We start from the raw sequence: 18,429 nt of genomic DNA, 5'->3' as shown, positions 1-18,429 counted from the left end.
CCCTTAGTTAAAAAATGAAAGAGCAGGGTTCGACTTAAACCCGGCGGTCGATTGCGTTATAAAGATATCTGATGAATGACGGGGTACATACATTTTTTGCTCTCTGTTTACATGTGTCATTTCAGCATCTTGTATATCGAATATATTTTTCGGCTGTATCATAAAAAGTGAATGGCCTGTAGTTGATTCCTGCTCTCTGATAGAATAAGGAGCAAGTATTGGCAACAATACATTGGGAATATTGAGTGGCAAGGCATGATTGGCTATCTCTTTCAGGTCCTCGCGCCATCTGGACGGAAGGGTTTCCATTTTTTTCTGTTGCAACAAGGGCAGTTTATCGAATGCCTGCAGATAACTCTCCGGATACGATACTTTTAAATTCGCTGCTGCACTCATGGCCAGTAAAGGATGTACACTTTGCAAACATTCTAACAATATCCCCTCCTTAAAAGGGTCATCCCGCACGGTAATGGCTTCCAATGCAAGCAATTTCAACCACAAGGGAACCAATTGGTATTCTTTTCGAACAATATCAACCAATCGCTCCCCAACTGATAGCTGTTGTTGTGGATATACATCCTGTAACACCTGAAGCCGGGTTGAAGTTTCTTCATGTAAATACAGTCCCGTTATTTTTTCTCTTATTTCCTGGTCAAAAAAGTTCTCAAGCAATTCATGTGCAAGCATTTTACTGTCACCTGATTGTTGTCCGGTAATTCCCTCCCTGATTTCAGCAACCGCCGATGGTTCATATATAAAAGCCAGCACATCAAATACCAGATGGGTAAGTGCTTTGTTTTCTTTATCCATCGCCATTCGGAGGTCATATAGCAAAGGATCATCTTCAATATCTTGTATGGCGGCAAAATACCATAGCTGCTTACCCATCATTTCCTGTAACCATGTTTTGCAGACTGCTTTTTCTTTGTCGTCGAATACTGCTTTTTGTTTATGCAGACAAATCGCCGCCACTTGACTAATAAAAGGGTTCTTCGACATCAGTTGTTGTTTGATAAACCCTTCTTCCTTTTTTACTACTGAAAGCAAATCAAGTATGCGTATCTGTTCACCTAATAGCTCACTTGCCTGAAACTGCGCTTTTAAGAGTTGCGCAATCAGGGGATCCCTATCGAACCATTCTTTAAAATAAACAGCAGGCAAGATGGTTTCAAGCAGGAAAGCGGTATACCTTTTCTCATTCACCGATTTATCCGACGCTGCATTTACAATGTATTCATTCATCTCCTGATACAATGTCCACTCCTGCGGAGAGATCATCCTGATCATGGAACCCTCTCCAGCTTTTGCAGCAGTTTCACTGGCAGTACTATTTCTTACTGTAGAAAATTTTTGTTTTACAAATTGAGCCAGCATCATACAATAGTGTCTGTAAGATGCTTTGGTAATGAATAACCAGCTGATCAATACGGCCAGAAAAAGCAGATTAAGGTATAAAGATGCTTTAAAACCCAGTAGGTTAAAACTAAGGATCAATAACCCGGCTATGATAACTCCCAATGCTTTGGGTACCCCTTCCATCCGCGTTCGGAGACTAAATCTTTTCTCGGGCGGTACCGGCTGATAAAATATCTGATAGGCCGGTTCATTAAAAGAAAAGCGTAATACTCTTTCCAATAGTTTGGAAAAAGCAATCATAGAAAACACAAGCCCTGCGAATCCGGGCATGAGCGCAAAAAAAACAATCAGCAAAGTTGAAAACAATAAAGTAAGCGGCAATATATTGATGCCAAACTTCAGTCCATACATGGTCAGTAAACGACCGGAAATAAATAACCTGGTTATCAACTCAACAATTGCCACCCCACCTAAAAACAAACCCAGAAAACCTGCCACTGCCTGTCCGGATGTATATTCCAGCTTGAGCTCATTCAGAAACATATAATCCACATAATAAAAGCCAAGCATTGGTAGTAAGGAAACAAGAAACATTAATGAATAATAAGATCTTGTATTACCATCCTGCTTCTGTTCTATGGTATTTAAAGCACCTGGCTTCGGCTGATTCGTAATAAATTTTTCCCTGTAATATTTATTCAGAAATAAAATTAAACACAGTTGCAGAACAATACCTCCCATACAGATCCACAACAAAGCTGAAACTCCGGCATTTCTGAGTAGTAAAGGAACCGAAAAATAACCCAGCATCTGAGATACCACATCTCCTGCACTGATAAGCGCAAACAGCCTTTTTCCCTGCTGCATGTTAAATATTCGTGCAAAAACACCCCCAAACATAACTGCATTCAGAAAAGTAAAAAAGCGCATCCATACAAACATGGAAAAATACCACCCCTCATTTCCACTACGCTGTGCCATCAGGAAAAGAAAGGCAATACTCACTAATAAAAACAGGTATCCGGAACTCAGCAGCCTACCGAATGAAAGGTATTGCTGAATTCTGGCAAATAAATACCAGAGTATAAAACCTACTATACCCGATGCAATAAAAGCGTAGGGTAACATATCTGCTTTGAATGTAGAAATAAAAACAGAAACTGTCGCGGTAGAATAAAACACAAATGAAATTCCATTCAGGAAAGAAAAACAGACCAATAATAGAATATCTTTCTTCTCCCCTTTTTCAATATTGAAAATACGGTTCAGTGTTTTCGATATGGCTGATACCTTACTCAAACCTGAAGGGTTTTATATCCGATAGAAAAAAGCGTCATATCTGGAAATGGATATACAGCACTATGTTTGCCAGACAAAGGTTGTAGTAGTCTTTGCTTTACAGCTTCATCAATTTCCTGATCAAAATCAATCGTAAATTCTACAGGCAAAGCAGTTCCCTGCATCAATAATATTTTATGAACAAGTACCCAGGTCATATCCGGAAACACACTGGTAACTTTTTCTTCTGTAAGTAACACATCACTGAAAAACTCATCCTCCTTTCCCGTTATCCTGATAGCTGGTGATTGACCGATTAATGGTCCATGATCAATGATTTCTGTAACACCCATCAAACTTACACAGGTAGTATTCATTCTGCTGGCCAGGGTTTCTTCAAAAGGTTTCGGCCCCGCACCTATGTCATTTTTAAGATCTGAGGGGTGAAAATTATACATCCCCATTACCGGATAATTAAATACAGAAGGCGGAACAATCTGGCCAAAGCAAGCCATGATAATAATATCCGGCTTCCATTGCTGAAGCAAGCCCTGAAAATAAGCGGATTTAATATTACCGGTAAACACTTCCATCCCTATCGATAAAGCCTGCATCACGATTCCATCGACCATCTCATGCTGCTGTGCTTTTTCAAAATAGTGCCAGATTCTTTTTTTGAGAGATATCCTCGCATGCGGATCTCTGGCATCATCAGTGGCTAATCCAACCAACGTGATCCGAGCACCCAAAATATTTTTCAGCTGTTTCAGACTTTCAAGCACCCACATACCCCCCAATGTTGAACCGAAAAGTACAATCCTGAGACCGGTCTCCTGCTTTTCCCAATCCTGGTCAGGCATATAGTAAGCCCCCCAGTCTGGCTGGTTGAATCTTTCAACATATTTTGAATGGATGGGTTTCATCAAAAATCAAAATTTAAACGGAGCAGGAAATTTCTTCCTCTTTGTAAAATCTGTGTCGGGTTTTCGGTTCCATCTGCAGCTTTTACGCCCGGATTGAAATAGTTTTTATCAAATAGATTGTTACAAATCAACTGAAGCGTAGTGCCTTTAATCAGTTCTTTCAAACTCACAGTTGTATGTGCCAGAAAATAGCCCGAAAATTTTTCTGTATTAGATGGCACAGAAGTACCGGTTCCAACAGGCTGACTACTGATGTAATTACCCCTCAGGTTGATGCCAAGGTATTTAACAGGCTCATAATAGGCGCCTGCGTTGATGGTATGACTGGCGATATCACCAATCACCAGATTTACATCTCCTTTCTCGTCGCGGGTTTGTTTTCCTTTTGTGTAGGCATAATTCAAATACCCGTTAAACGTTTTTTTCCGGATGGTTATATTGGCCTGAATACCTTTAATATTAAAGCGACCGATATTGTCATTAACATTCTGTCCGGTTGACAAAGTTCTTGTTCCCACTACATCTTTAATATCTGAACGGTAATAAGTAATATCAGCTGTTACTGTTTTACTGATGGCATTACTTGCAGAAAATTCAATATTGTTAATACTTTCTGTTCCCAGATTCGGATTGGGAATTCTGTTACCGGCAGTAGAAAATTTGGTCCAGTTAGACACATTCATGATACCTCTGGCATAGATAACTTTGAAGACCCAACTTTTTTTTGTGTAATCCAATACAAGTCTGGGGTTAATTTCTGTTCCATAACCACCAGATGTTCTGATAACGTTATAATCAATACGTGTTCCAAATGTGGCACGGAAAGCCTCTGTAAAACGATAGGTTGCCTGTCCATATATACCTGCATCATTTACATTGAACTGATTACCGCCTTCAGGTGGTGCTGTAAACAATCCTCTTTCCTGAGCATCGCGCACGTTCAGTGATACAAGATAGTTACCCTGCAGCTGACTGTTTCTAAGTTCTATACCGGCAATCATATCCAGCTTACGGCTGGGGGTATATAAAATTTTCAATTCGGTTCTGAATTGTTTTGAATTGGAATAGAGGTATCGGGTACTCCAAAAAGCCTGTTTATTGGTAACCAGGTCTTTGATACCCAGATCACGACGTGCATAATTACTTACAAATACAAGCTTGGAATCGTCTACCCCATGAATCCGGTAATTGGAAAAACTTGAGATGGTTACTTTATCTGAAAGCTGTTTATCATACTTCACATAAAAAAATGTCTGTGTAGGTACCCATACCTGACCATTGTCACCACCTGCCACGTACATATCTGTAAACTGCGTGGTTCCTCCTTCACTCTTCTTCCATGTCTGGGCCCCAATTGTAAAATCACCAATGGTGATACGTGCGTTGATCAGATAGGCTTTATCTGTTTTGGAATATCGTACTGGCTGACCATTCACAATTTGTGTGTAAGCTGACTTATCAAGGTTTCTGGCAGCTTCTATTCCTTGCGCTGTCGGAATGATGCTATCCGCATTACCGGGTGCTCCATATACCGTATACAACGGACTTGTAAGCGGTATTCCATGCTGATTGATATACTGCTGTGCCCCGGATCGGATACCCAGGATTGAATTGTAGTTAATGGTATTATAAGCAGCCGGATTGTAATCATAAAATGACTGAGAAGAAAGATCATGACTACCAGATTCAAAAAGCCTGGCTGTAAAAGTTGCAGAAACCAATTTCTTTTTATAGCCCACGGTTACATCTGCAAAACGATGATTATAGGCACCATAACCAACCATGGCTTTTACACCAAGAGGTTTCTGAGCAGTTGTAAAATCAGCAGCAGTTCTGGTAATAATATTAATCACACCTGCAAAAGCATTTGAGCCATACATGGTAGATGCCGGCCCAAAAACCACTTCTACCTGTTTGATATTTGACAATGAATACTGTCTGGAAATATCAGCCCAATTTGTCCATAGATCATTCTCTTCAACACCGTCAATCAGCAGCAATGTCTTTTCAGTATTATTGGTTCGTAATCCCCGCTGGTACATATTAGCCAGCTGTGGACCATAATAACGTGATATCTGAAAGCCAGGTAAATCATTTAAAAATTCTACCAGATCAGTATACCCCCTTTGGATAATTTCATCCTGTGTAATAACAGAAATGGTAGCAGGGGCTTTTCTGATATCTTCTGCTTTTTTGGAAACAGAAGTTACCAACTGAACAGATGAGCCAACTTTTAAGGTTCGCACCAACGAGGTGAATTCTTCCGGATCGAAAAAAGAAGGTTCGAATGCTGCATTGATTTTCAACAGGTCGGCTACGGCTTTGTTGGCTTTATCCGGAAAATCATTGGCTATATAACTCAGTGCCAGCAGCCGGTAAGCCTGTACTTTTTCCTGATCGGTGAAGCCGGTTGAAAGACAGGGTAATAAAGCCGATTCCACTTCTTCAAATGCCCCAGCCTGATAATGTTTGTCTGCCAGCTTCAATGCCTGTTCTCCACAAACTACCTGTGCCTTTACCGCTGATAGCTGTAAAAACAAACATCCAAAAAGAGTAACAAATAATATATAATAACTTCGCATGATTATCGTTTTATCGATTACCGCAAACTGATTTCTGTTCAATATCTTCTCCTATATAAGTCTTCCATTCTCCTGCTGAAAACGGCCTTGTTATCTGTGTGCAATTTCGCTTCTGCAAAAGTTCCTGATCGAAAGTCCACTTACGGATACTTCTGTCGGCCCCTGCTGATACCAGTTGATTACCATGGGTAGTAAAACGCATATCCCATACCCAGGAATCATTGCCATTCAGCAACAGTGGCTCCAGCAGGAAATTATTGGTATGCCAGATTTTGATTTCACCATTACCTGCGCCAGTTGCTATCAGACTATTATCGTCTTTAAAGCTGATGGCATATATGGGCGATTGATGTGCTTTTATTTTCTGTGGGTTGGCATATTGCTTATCAGACTCAAACAGGTAAATATTCCCTTCTGTGGTGCCACAGGCAAGAAATTTTCCGTCCTGGCTAAACTCAACCGACTTAATCAACTCTTTTACAATAAGCAATTCTCTTTTCTGAGGCGTTGCCGTTTGTAATCCATCAATCAGCAATAGTTTTCCATTCTCTTCTGCTGCTGCGATTTTAGTTCCATCAGGTGATATCCGGATGCTCATAATACGGCTACCCGCTTTAACCACCTGTGAAATCTGTACCGGATTGGCATTGATATTGATTCGCTGAATGGTACTATCGCCTGAAGATGTATATATAGTACCAGCACCCTGAAAGCGGATATCTGTAACCGGTCCTTTGTGTACATTTACCTGAACAGGTGCCACGGGGAATGTGGAACTATTGAACACATAAACAACCCCATCAACCGTACCAACACCTATTTTCTGACCATCTTTACTGAAGGCTACAGATCTTATATTATGTTGCCCGGCTCCCTTGGGTCTGTATTCTTTCGCTTTTTGCGACAAATCATCACCCTCCCATAATTTCACCATGCCTGATTCGTCTCCTGCTGCAAATAATTGATTACTCACTGCAATAGCTCGTACACCTGTATTAAAAACCCGGTAGGTTTTTTGATTATCAGTTACTATAGATAAGGCCGTAAATATTTCAGGTACATATTCATTTCCCCCATTTTCTTTATTAAATGCATATGCCTGTGCTGCCAGCAAACGCGATAGTTCAAGATTATTACTATTAAACTCTCTCACAGACTGGTTGGCCAGCGATCGACTCAATGCGAGCAAGCGAAGTTTTCTGGTATTCTTTTCAGAGTTTTCTGAACGAACTCTTTCTCTTTCTGCGATGCTTCGTTCATTTTTAGCAATCACCGTCTGGTCTTCCGCTTCTTTTTTCCTTAGCTCTGCTTCTGATTTTGCATCTAAAGCAGCTGTTGTCGCTTTTTCAGCTACACCCCTCTGAAAGAGTGCGTTCCGCTTCTCAAATTCGGCCAGCATTCTTTGTTTATCGGCTATATTCTTCTGTTCTTCTGCCAGACGCTTTTGCGATTCGGCTACCAATTTCTGTTCCTCTGCTTTTTGTTTGGCTGTATCAGCCAGTTGCTTTTGCCTTAGTGCCTCCTTACTTTCGGCAATGGCCAGTTCCTGATTCACCAAAGCTTTCTTTTCACTTTCTTCTGCCTTAAACTTTAGGTTCAATGCCACCAGCAGGAAAACAAGACAGATCATGGATGCTGTACCCAATACTACTGCAATCATCCTGGCCCGTTTAATTCTTTTCTTTTGCTGTAGTTCTTTTTGCTCTATTTCAAAATCATATTGAGCCTTACTGTAATCAAGAAACCCAATCGTGCTTTCAAAATTGGGATTGTATCTTTTCGCCCATGTAGCATTGGGGTTGTTCTGAAGTCTCCATTTCTGTGCAATATCTAACTCAGGGTTCCTTAATAATCCTCCGGTACCCTGTTGATACATAACCGCAGCATTACATAGTCTTTTATAAGCTTCTGCCGATCTGTTTTCATCATCTACCCACTCTATCAATCGTTCCCAAACCCGCATCAGACTTTCATGCGATATATCGATGATACTATCTTCCCGTAAGGCTACGCCCGGCGGGGGCATCAAAAAAGAACGTCCGGTTTTTCTGAACACTTCGATCACTTCAACAACTTCAGCTATGGGAGCATTCGACAATTCGCAGATTTCTGAAAGCCGGGTTGGCCTTCTTATACCCCTGGCATCACTGCCTTTATCGGTAAGAGCTTTAAAGAGCGATTGGCATATCTGTTTTTGCCGGGTTGTTACCAGTTCATTATATGCTTCTTCCGCATGCTGCGACAAAGCGTGCTCCATGGTGCCTGCTTCTTCATAGTCATCAATATCCAGCGGCTGTTCCTTATTACCTTTTTGCTGCCAGATATCCCAGGTTCGCATTAATGCATGCTGTAATATCGGGAGCTGATCAGGATTATCGCCAACATCATTCAGCAGTTGATTCAACAAGCGCTGACTAATACTGGCTCCTGCTACAGAGATGGGGGCTGTAATCGCTTCCTTACGTTCTTCCCGCGTCATTCTCGGCACCAGGTAGTCGCCATCATTGATCGCTTCCGGTAGTCCCCGGAATTCTGTACAATCTCCCAGAAAATCTGATCGCATGGTAAACACCACATAAATGGGTACTTCTCTCTGCTCTGTTGCTTTCAGTAAAAGATTAATAAATGCAACCGCATCACGTTTACCATCTTTATTATCTTTCTCGTATCGGCTAAAACGAAATAACTCTTCAAACTGATCCACAAGGATGAGCAGGTTATTTTTAGGATCAAGACCCGATTGTTTATACGCAGCTACCAAACCATTACTGCTACGTCTTAAAACACTTTCATTAATCGCCGCAATCGTTTCAGTATCCTGCTCTTCATCATCAGATAAAACACCCGGTTTTGAAAGACCTACAGCCATGTTATAAATAGGATCATTCCCGGGACGAAAAGAACAGATACGCCACAATGAGCCGGCTCCCGACATAAATCCACTATGCAGAGAAGGTATCAGTCCGGATTTTACCAGTGAAGATTTACCACTTCCGGAGGAACCGATTACAGCAAGAAATCGCGTGGTACGTAATTTCTTCAACAGTTCATCCACCTGTTTTTCCCTGCCGAAAAATAACACATCCTCATGCTCTTCAAAAGCACGAAGACCGGGAAATGGATTTTGTATGGTCAGATCATTGAACATCTGGTTCTACATTTTGGATAATACAGATTTTAATTTTTCCTCCGCTAGTCCCTCTATACCATTAATTACATCAGCCTCTAATGTGCGGAAACGTTCTTTTGCCGGAGTAGAGGGGCCACCGATATAAATGGCTTTTACAGACAATGGCTTTTCTCTTCCATAACCGTTCACTTTCAAAAAATCCCTTGTTTTGGAACGCAACCATATCTCATTGGCATTGCCATAATAAATAATCGCCGCATTACACATTTTCAGGTTCTCAACATGGTCTTCCCTGATCATGGATTCTTCTCCTTCAAATATGGGTAACACTACTTCATAGCCCTGATTAAACAGATAGTCTTCCAAAGGCTTTATATCATCCAGATCCAGCACATCACAAATCAGGTAAACAATACCTGTTGCTGAAGATGCAACTGCTGCCGTTACTGCTGCCGGTTCCGATTCTTTTTTTCTTTTCTTTTCAATGGCATCCAGCTTATCAAAAACCACACTTTTAAAATCTTCCAGAGATCCATATACCAGATCCGCTCCGGTAATCCCCTCTTTCCCTTCATTCAGCCGATTGATAAATGCCTGCTGCCGCTCTTCTTTTGCCTCTCTTCCTTCAGGTATCCAGATTAATCTTTCAAGTTGATTACTTCCGCTTGCAGCCGCAGCGACTTCATTCTGTAATTCAATAATCGATTTTTGTGTTCCTTCGGGTACAATACCATAGTTCTCACCTACAAGGTGGATAGATAAGGTGGTTTCGTTCAGGTACTGTTGTACTTCTTCTACCAGCACCGGCGCTACCAGTGGCAACTGTTTGTCAGGGTAAATACGGTAGCCATTATCCTGCAGCTCTCTCCGGAGGCTATCACGAAACGAAAGTGTTTCATAACTTGATTCGGCGAGATAAATACCAACATCGGTTTTCTTTGAACTACTGCCATTCACTGCAGAGCTATGCCCTGGCTGCTGGTATTCCAATCCTTCCAGAAAACCAGCAAGGTCGTTTGCGAGATCATCAAGTTTCTCCCAGTATAACTTATCGGTTTGCTGACCAAAAGTTTGCGACAATTCCTTCAGCCTACCTGTGTGTGCATCGGTGGTATAAAATTCATATCCCAGTATGTTCCTGATTTTTTCAGGATGCATATCTACTTTAACAGGGGTTTTAATAACCTTGAATATCCTGGCTTGATTATTAATACTGAACCCAATATTTTTTTGACAGGATTCATAAAATTCATTCACTTCCCTTACGCACCATTCTGATTTTATATACCGCGGCGTAAGAATAGATATCATCACAGCTACCTGTTCAAACTGGTCAACAATCTGCTGATCAAATATGTGATTCCCCTGTAAGGCGGGATCACGCCAGATAACAGGCCTGCGACCCAGTAATTGCGCCAATCTGATTTCCAATGCCCGATGAAACTCAGCAATCCATCCCTTCTGGGTTTCAATCAATGATTCATCATCGATATGCGCGTAACTGATAAATATGTCCTTCGGAAACTGCATCAACGATGTTTATAATTTTGAATGTTGTTTTAATGCAAATAATAATGGCATTAAAAGAAATAGGTTCAGATCTTTTCCCTTCTCTTCTTCCGTTAGTTTATCATAAGGAATCAACTGATCGTGAATTTTAAGTACTTCTTTTAAAACAGTACGTTCTTTTTTATCTGCGGGAAAAGGACCATACTTGAAATTAAATACCATTTTCTCAGCACTCCAGCGTTTGTGTTCGATGGAAGCCAAGGCCGGATAAAACTTCAATATCTGTTCCCTGTTTACAGGCCAGCAACCTATCTGTTGCATCATAAATTGTTTTACACTCAGGTTTCTGGCTGCATAACGATTAGAATCTTTTTTCCGGTTGTTCAATAAGTTCCATCGTTTTTTAATGGTGCAATGCCGCTGCAAAGCCTGTTTGTCAATTCCTGTCTTAACAGAAAGAAATGTAATAAAATCATTTTCCAAAGCCGTTTCTGTAACAACTGTATGTTGTAAGGGATAATGTTCAATAAAAGAAACCAACTCTGCTATAAGGTTACTGGCATCAGCTACTTTGAACTCCTCCTTTAAAAGGTATCCGAATTCATAGCTTACCGAATAATAAAAATTAATCACTCTCGACAAAGAGTCTGTCATTTCAGATTCTTCTATCAGGCTTTTCCCCGAGAATGTATCACTCTGCCTTCTTACATAATGCATATTGAGCGAGGTTTTAAACATGTTCTCAACCTCATCTTTATGCATATCGTTTTCATTTAAGAAATTGTATATACCACTATCTTCCGGAAGCGTAATAATTAAGGGGGTCTGGGAAATGGCAAGTGTCTGAGAATAGATAAACTGTCGGAATGCAGCGGCTGTACTCACCACCACTGAATCACTTTCTCCAAAAAAATAAGCTGCGTTTACCTCTGCCAGTTTTTCAATATGCAACTTCGACCAGGCAAAATTGGCAAAAAAATTGGCATTAAGCAGTTTTACGGGAATAAGTTCTACATACTCATCACAGAAAGGATATTGATAATGGAAGTCGTGGTAAAATGTTTCCACGTCTTTATCGACCAGATAAATTTTCAATGATTTCTTTCCTGCATAATGACTTAAGATGATATTTTCCAGAAGAAAAAATTCCGTTGTTTTATTGCAGCCGATGATGGCAATAGAACATTCTTCACCGCTTTGCGGTGTAAAATACTGATGAGGTGCATACGCATCGTATACTTTTTGTGCCGCCAGCTGATTGATGCTGAAAGCATGTAAGTCATAATGCTCATCAGCATTATTGATATCGAAATAATCTTTGATTACATCAATATTCTCAAACTCATCGATGTGCATGAATATTTTGAGGACATCATGTCCTCTCCTGTCTTCATTGAGATGAAATTGATAGGCATAACTACTGATCTTATCTGCAATCTGAATATTGGTAATATCTTCCGTGTGTGCCAGGATACAAATTCTCGCTTTGGAAAGACCAATCATATCAAGGGTCTTTTTCTCAAAAGGGCTTGCCGTAATAATAATACCTCCCATCTCTTCTACTTCTTCGATGGAAGGATTTTCTTCGTCATTCTCAACTATTACCACTTTATATCCTGCCGATAATAATTGCTCAGCTATACTTTTTGCAATAGGATCCAGTGAGAAGATGATAATATGATCTGAAAAAGAAAAGCGAATGCGATAAGAAAAGAACAGTCTTCGTAGAAATCTGAAGGAAAGAGAAAAAAGCCCGTACCCTACCAGTACCGCTGCCAGGTATTTGGCAATCAGCAGGAATGGATTACCCGACACTTCCACAGGGTCGGCATCATTCATGATGAAGTAATTAAAAATGGTAAAAAGTACGCCCCAGAAATTGAATTTTTCACCCAGGTCTGCCCTAAAACCCAGTATTGCAAAAATGAATACTGATACAATCAGTACAGGAAAAATAAATGGCTTAACCCGCTTAAAATTCATAGCAAGGTGAGTTAGTTGGTTTGGAAGTCAACAATTTACATTTTAATTGGATATCAATCCTTCTGATCAGGTAAAAAATCCTAACGAAATACACACATAGCCTCTTAAACGGTTTTACCCTCTTTCCCGAATTCTTTTCTGATACCCGTAATAATATCTTTCATTAAAATCACATTAGAACTTCGTTTGAGCGCCATTAGTGAAGCATACCTGGTTACGTTGATAATAGCACCACCCGCCATTTCATATTTCTGTGCAACTTCATCAAGATTAACCCCTGCATCCAGAATAGTTTGTTCTGAAAAAGCCTGTTCCCATAATTTCTTCCTGTGCTCTGGTCCGGGCATGGGGAAATAGATCATCGATTGAAACCTTCTGGTAAATGCTTCATCCAGATTGGCCTTTAAATTCGTGGCAAGAATCACCACCCCGGGAAAATCTTCCACCCTTTGTAACAAATAGGAAACTTCCTGATTGGCATGTCGGTCATTGGAACTACTTGTCTGTGTTCGCTTTCCGAAAAGTGCATCTGCTTCATCAAAAAATAGTATCCAGTTTTTATTTTCGGCCTGATCAAAAATATTTCCCAGGTTTTTTTCAGTTTCGCCTATATATTTTGAAACCACCATGGAAAGATCAATCCGGTAAACATCAAGCGCAGAAGATTTACCCAATAAAGAAGCGGTTAATGTTTTCCCCGTTCCCGGAGGTCCGTAAAAAAGTGATCTGAATCCTGGTTTTATTTTATTACTCATTCCCCAATCATTCAACAGATGCCCTCCATACTGAATCCAGTCTCTGATTTCCATGACTTCTTCCAGAGTATCGTCCTGTAAAACCAGATCATCCCAGTCTAACCGGGTACTGATTCTTTTTGCCGGAAAGTTTACATTATAATCGGGTTTATGAGAACTGCCATTCGTGAAATAATTAAGGTACTCAACAGAAAGTGTGAGCACCCCACTTAGGTATGGTTCATCTGCGTGTGTTGATGACAGCTTCAATATCTTGTGCTTATTGAAATAATGATCTTCACCAAATATCTCAAGTAGTGCAAATCTTTTTTCAAGGCTATCTGCAGCCAGAATAAAAGCAGCCGTTTCTCCGGTAGGAATAAAACCGGAATGATTTTGTCCCTTTACGCCGCCAAACTCAGTAAATCCACGGTCATAATTGGCATTCTTTACATAAAACACATCCAATAAATGCGGTTGTATGTGTGGAGCAAGCGATAGAAGTAATATCATTCTTTCCTCTACCGACATCTTATAATGTTTTACCACCTGTGCATACATAGATGTATTGTTGCTGAGATCCGGTGGCTGTATCTCAAATATATCGGTCATTGCACCTTCCTGCTGCCAGTATATCTTGAACCTGGCATCTATAATATTGGCGAGCCACAGCAGTTCAGACTGCAGGGTTGATGCATTTTCTATTGAGGGTTTTATATCCATTCTACAGTTAATATTTGATTCATCCAACTTGTTTTAATAAATCCAAAAGCCCAGGGAAGGGTCTGCAATAATAAATCATATCCTCTTTGTTCCACACGAAGGTTCCACTGTTCTTCTATCAGCTCAAGCGCGCCTTCTCTTAATATAAATGATGCCCTGATGCCTTCTACACTACTATTCTTTACCTTATCCCACCGCTGTCTTAATACCTCAAACAGTTCATCGGTTAATGCCATTTCCTGTTCCGTGAGTTCCATTTCAAGAGTAACAGATTGTTCAATGGGCAATCCGCATAATATTTTATTCAGGATTAGTTCATACTCTTCAAATTTAGTTCTGCCTGTTGCAAGGTATTGCAATAATAAAACCGCTCTTTCTTTTGTCTGTTCAGATAGAAAAACATTAGCTTCCATCAATCCGAGTCTTGTGAAATAGGTGCCAAAGAATGGATGTAAAATAACTAACCCGGCATTGGGAATAAAAAGTCTGGTATTCTTTTCTTTTTGTTGCTGACTGGCTTCTTCAGCTTCTATATTCCGTTCTTTTTCTTTGGCCCTTTTCAGCTCTCGTTCAATCGATTCTCTAATCTTCTCCTGTTCAAGTTTTTTATCCCGTGAAATAAGAGCGGCATTTTTTTCATCATAATATGTGTTAAAAGAAGTAGCAGATGCTTCCATATCCTGTATCACACTGATCTGCTCTATCAACACCTGTAATACAGTTGCATCCGTTTCATCCGACGTTGCTATTTGTTGTCGGTAAAATTGATCTAGGATCGGCTTACTGTCTGGCATAGCCTGTGCAAAATACCGGATCAGCTGAGCAAAGTAATCCATACTATCCCTGAACGTTATCTTTTGTACCCATGACTGCAGGTTAAAATACCTGAACAATACCATCACCCTTTCTCTAAGCAGGGTATCGGTAAAGGCATTTTGTATCAGCTTACTGAAATAAGTATAATCTTTATGGTAACTGCTATGAAAATCCTGTGCAAACAGATCCCTGACCTGTTCATATAAAACAGGCGACTTTTCGGAAAGATAATTTACCCACTCTTTTTGCTGGCGCAATTCATTCCGGATAGTACCTGTTTGCAAAGACGCTGCTATAATATCCGTACTATCCAGATCACCAACAGACGTAAATGCCTCAATATCCTGTACTCCTGTTGTAAGGGGCAGCGGAGCGATGGCCTGCGAAGGCTTTAACGATATCTCCTCACTGATCAGCTTTTGTATTTTTTTATCTTCTATTGTATTATCGGTACTCAGTATTACATAAACTGTAACCAGCGCAGACCACTGATTTGTTTTTTCTTTCCATAACTGTATTAAAAGCGCCTTATCGGTTTCATATAAATACCTCAGGAGGTGCTTAATAATAATACCATCGGCCGTATCGGTTTTCGCCAAAGAAACCGGAAGCCTTCTCCAGGCCAGGTAATATGCCAATATCTCATAAATAGTTGTGGATGGTCCTTTTGCAGTTATAACAGATTGATTTGCCGCATACAAATTCAATATATCTTCTACAAAAATTTCCTGCTCCCGCTTGCCCTGAATTTTTACTTCTTCAACAACTTTTAAACGGCTTGCTGATTTTATTTTATTGGCAACCGGTAGCATCAGCAATGCTATGTCTTTTCCTTCCCCTCCTTCCGACAGCTGATAAAGGGACGTAATTTCCAATACCCTGAAAGCATTCAGATCTGATTGCGTCAATACTTTTACCAGTGCGAGCGGATTAATCTGGTAAACCACACGTAACAAGAGTTTAAAAAACTCCATCTTGGCTGTACCAATGCCTTTTATGGCAGATATCGGTAAATTACCGGATATCAAATATAATTTCAGCAGGCTTAGTAAATAGGTGGCAATTTTATCTTTATCAGCAGCATCTGTGCCGGTTAGCCATTCTGTTATGGATAGAGGTTCCGCAGTATTGCTATCCGGTTTAGACATTAATTTCACCTCTTTTAAAAACGATAAAAAATGCTTTACCGTTTCTTTATGGTCTACAATAGATTGCTCTTTCGGTTCCGTCTCATTCACGGGATATAACTTCCTTAATACTTCTACAACCGATCTGAAAGAGGATGTTTCAGCATCTGCGAGTTCCAGCCAGCGCTTCCACTCAGTTAATAAAATGGCAGGATGTACATTCAGCAGTTCCAGCATGGAAACAAATGTCTTCGTATACACATCATTCAATGAGAAAAACCGGTAACGGCCCTCGTGTAATACCTTCCAGACAATATCAGCCAGTACAATGACTACGTTTGCTGAAGCGGGTTTCTTTTCGCGCAGATTCTCGAACACCACTTCATATAATTCCTTTTGCTGGTTATAGGCCCGGAGAGCAAATTCACTATTATCAAAAGATTTCAGTATCTTTATATAAGCATCTATCCCAATAACCTGCAACCATCGATACCTGAGTTCCCGGTCATTTCCTGCATAACGAAATAACAATTGTGCTTCAAAAGGTGATTTTTCATATAACTGTTGAAACAACATAACAGGCGATTGTCCTGCATAATTTCTTCCCCACCATGGTAAGCTCCTGTAACGCAATATGAAGCGAAGCAAATGATTCAGTATCTGTGTTTCATTACTAAATAATGCCTCGGTAATTTCCTTACTACTACTTAATGCTGCTTTATTTGTCAGCAGCGACAAATCTTTACCCTCCTGCATCGTTGAAAGTACTTCAGTAATCAGATCCAGATGGCGCATTTGCATATGGTCAACATTAAACAGGGCTTTTATACCTGTCTGTACCCTTTGAGCTACGATGAACACGGGCACCCGTAAATGCGATCCCAGCCCGGCCAATAGATGATGCACCAGTTGTCTGTCGTCTACCAGGTGCACAGGCGATAATAGTGTTGCTGAGAGTACTGAATGCCAGACGGCATGTTCAAATTCCTGTTCTGCCACATTCCATGTCTGACGGGTTTTATGCAGCAGACTGAATGTAGCAGCTATTTTAATAAAGGTATCAGCCCTGCTTCCATAGAGAATTTTGATATACTCTCTTGACATTGTTGTCCCAATCAGTCCGAATAACCGATCTGTTATATTTCTATTCCAGGATAATTGGGCGAGCATTAACTGAAATGTATCAGGTATGGTTTTGATGATAGCAAATAATAAAGCCCTTACCGCCCCTATATCAGACTTATCAGCAAACTGATCAACCGGCAGGGTTCCTGATACCAGGTATTGCCTGATAATATTTAGATTTTCTACGGTTTGATCCGGAGATACCTGGGACTGATCCGGCGACAGGGTTTTCTGTTTCCATTGGGGCGTTTCGTATTCTTCAGCAGCCAGTTGCTGTATCAGCAATTTAAGCGAGGCTGCATAATCCACGCCTTCTTCAGTAAGGGTTTCTATAACTGAATAAAAAATCTGAAGCAGATCAATATATCCGATATTAAAACCGGCAGCAATTTGCGACAGTATACTTTTAGCAAATTCTTTTCTGTTAAATGCACCGCCACGTTCAACAAGAAGATAGGTTAGTATAAAATAAGAAACTGCTTTCTCGAATTCTTTTTCTTCGGCCTGCACAATGGCTGTTTCCTTTTTCACATCCGTTACCCGATCTTCAAAAGCAAAAATATAAGCGGCTTCTGTGGGCTCCAGTATCTGTATTATGCCCCTCACCTGTGTTTTGGCAAATTGATTTACCAAACGCTTACGCACATGCTCAAGCTGACCTGCTTTTACTATAAGGGCTTTGAGTTGTCCAGGTGAACGCAACAACATCTCATCCAATGCTGCCGACGGCGTTAAAAGATTGTTTTTGACAGCCCACCAAGGTAAATGACCTGTATATAGAAAATAACTGAGCAGGTCACTAAAACTATGCGCAGCAGGAAGTATTTCAAAATTACTATCACCTGCTCCTGATTGCAGGTTTCTGATTTGTTCATCAAGTATGGCAGCAAATGCTTCTATAAATTTTTCAGGTAATTCCGTCTCAAGATTATGCAAGCTAACCGTACCTACATCAACGGTGAGGGTATTGAATTTATACAAAAGCTCTTCAGGTATGACTTTTTCTAGCAGAAGCTCCATCTGCCTGGTTAAAGTTCCATTGACCAATGAACTGATGCGACTTTGCAAATCATAGGCCCCCGATTTTGATGTAAAACCGATATCAAATATTTCTCTGTTTATGCTGAAATATTGATTTGACAA

The 18,429-nt window shown here is 40.4% G+C and carries 8 protein-coding genes; all 8 read right to left on the bottom strand.

What is annotated here, in order from left to right; all coding sequences use genetic code 11:
* Positions 1-3: 3 nt before the first annotated feature.
* The 8 genes from BC659_RS12765 to BC659_RS12730 all read right to left on the bottom strand — a co-directional run bounded on the left by BC659_RS12765 (position 4) and on the right by BC659_RS12730 (position 18,429).
* Positions 4-2,655 carry a hypothetical protein gene (locus BC659_RS12765; RefSeq protein WP_133475187.1) on the bottom strand — a complete coding sequence of 884 codons (2,652 nt, stop codon included), beginning with the start codon at positions 2,653-2,655 and terminating at the stop codon, positions 4-6.
* On the bottom strand, positions 2,652-3,557 hold the full coding sequence (locus BC659_RS12760) for a formyltransferase family protein (protein ID WP_133475186.1): 906 nt from the start codon (positions 3,555-3,557) through the stop codon (positions 2,652-2,654). The genes BC659_RS12765 and BC659_RS12760 overlap by 4 nt, the downstream gene beginning before the upstream one ends.
* Positions 3,557-6,139 carry a TonB-dependent receptor plug domain-containing protein gene (locus BC659_RS12755; RefSeq protein WP_133475185.1) on the bottom strand — a complete coding sequence of 861 codons (2,583 nt, stop codon included), beginning with the start codon at positions 6,137-6,139 and terminating at the stop codon, positions 3,557-3,559. Before BC659_RS12755 ends, BC659_RS12760 begins: the two co-directional genes overlap by 1 nt.
* Before the next feature lie 10 nt (positions 6,140-6,149).
* Positions 6,150-9,287, bottom strand: coding sequence for a WD40 repeat domain-containing protein (locus BC659_RS12750; protein ID WP_133475184.1), 3,138 nt, complete (start codon positions 9,285-9,287; stop codon positions 6,150-6,152).
* A gap of 6 nt (positions 9,288-9,293) precedes the next feature.
* Positions 9,294-10,799 (bottom strand): toll/interleukin-1 receptor domain-containing protein, encoded by a 1,506-nt coding sequence (locus BC659_RS12745; protein ID WP_133475183.1) that lies wholly within the window; start codon positions 10,797-10,799, stop codon positions 9,294-9,296.
* Between the two features lie 9 nt (positions 10,800-10,808).
* Positions 10,809-12,761: an NAD-binding protein gene (locus tag BC659_RS12740; protein WP_133475182.1), complete on the bottom strand. Its 1,953-nt coding sequence runs from the start codon at positions 12,759-12,761 to the stop codon at positions 10,809-10,811.
* Positions 12,762-12,865: 104 nt separating this feature from the next.
* The gene (locus tag BC659_RS12735) at positions 12,866-14,218 is read right to left on the bottom strand and encodes an ATP-binding protein (protein WP_133475181.1); all 1,353 of its coding nucleotides are present in this window, start codon (positions 14,216-14,218) and stop codon (positions 12,866-12,868) included.
* Positions 14,209-18,429: a contractile injection system tape measure protein gene (locus BC659_RS12730; RefSeq protein WP_281277258.1), complete on the bottom strand. Its 4,221-nt coding sequence runs from the start codon at positions 18,427-18,429 to the stop codon at positions 14,209-14,211. The genes BC659_RS12735 and BC659_RS12730 overlap by 10 nt, the downstream gene beginning before the upstream one ends.

It is taken from the genome of Sediminibacterium goheungense, assembly GCF_004361915.1.
GTDB lineage: Bacteria > Bacteroidota > Bacteroidia > Chitinophagales > Chitinophagaceae > Sediminibacterium > Sediminibacterium goheungense.
The sequence above is the reverse complement of the archived record's forward strand: the minus strand, read 5'-3'. Positions and strand labels throughout refer to the sequence as shown.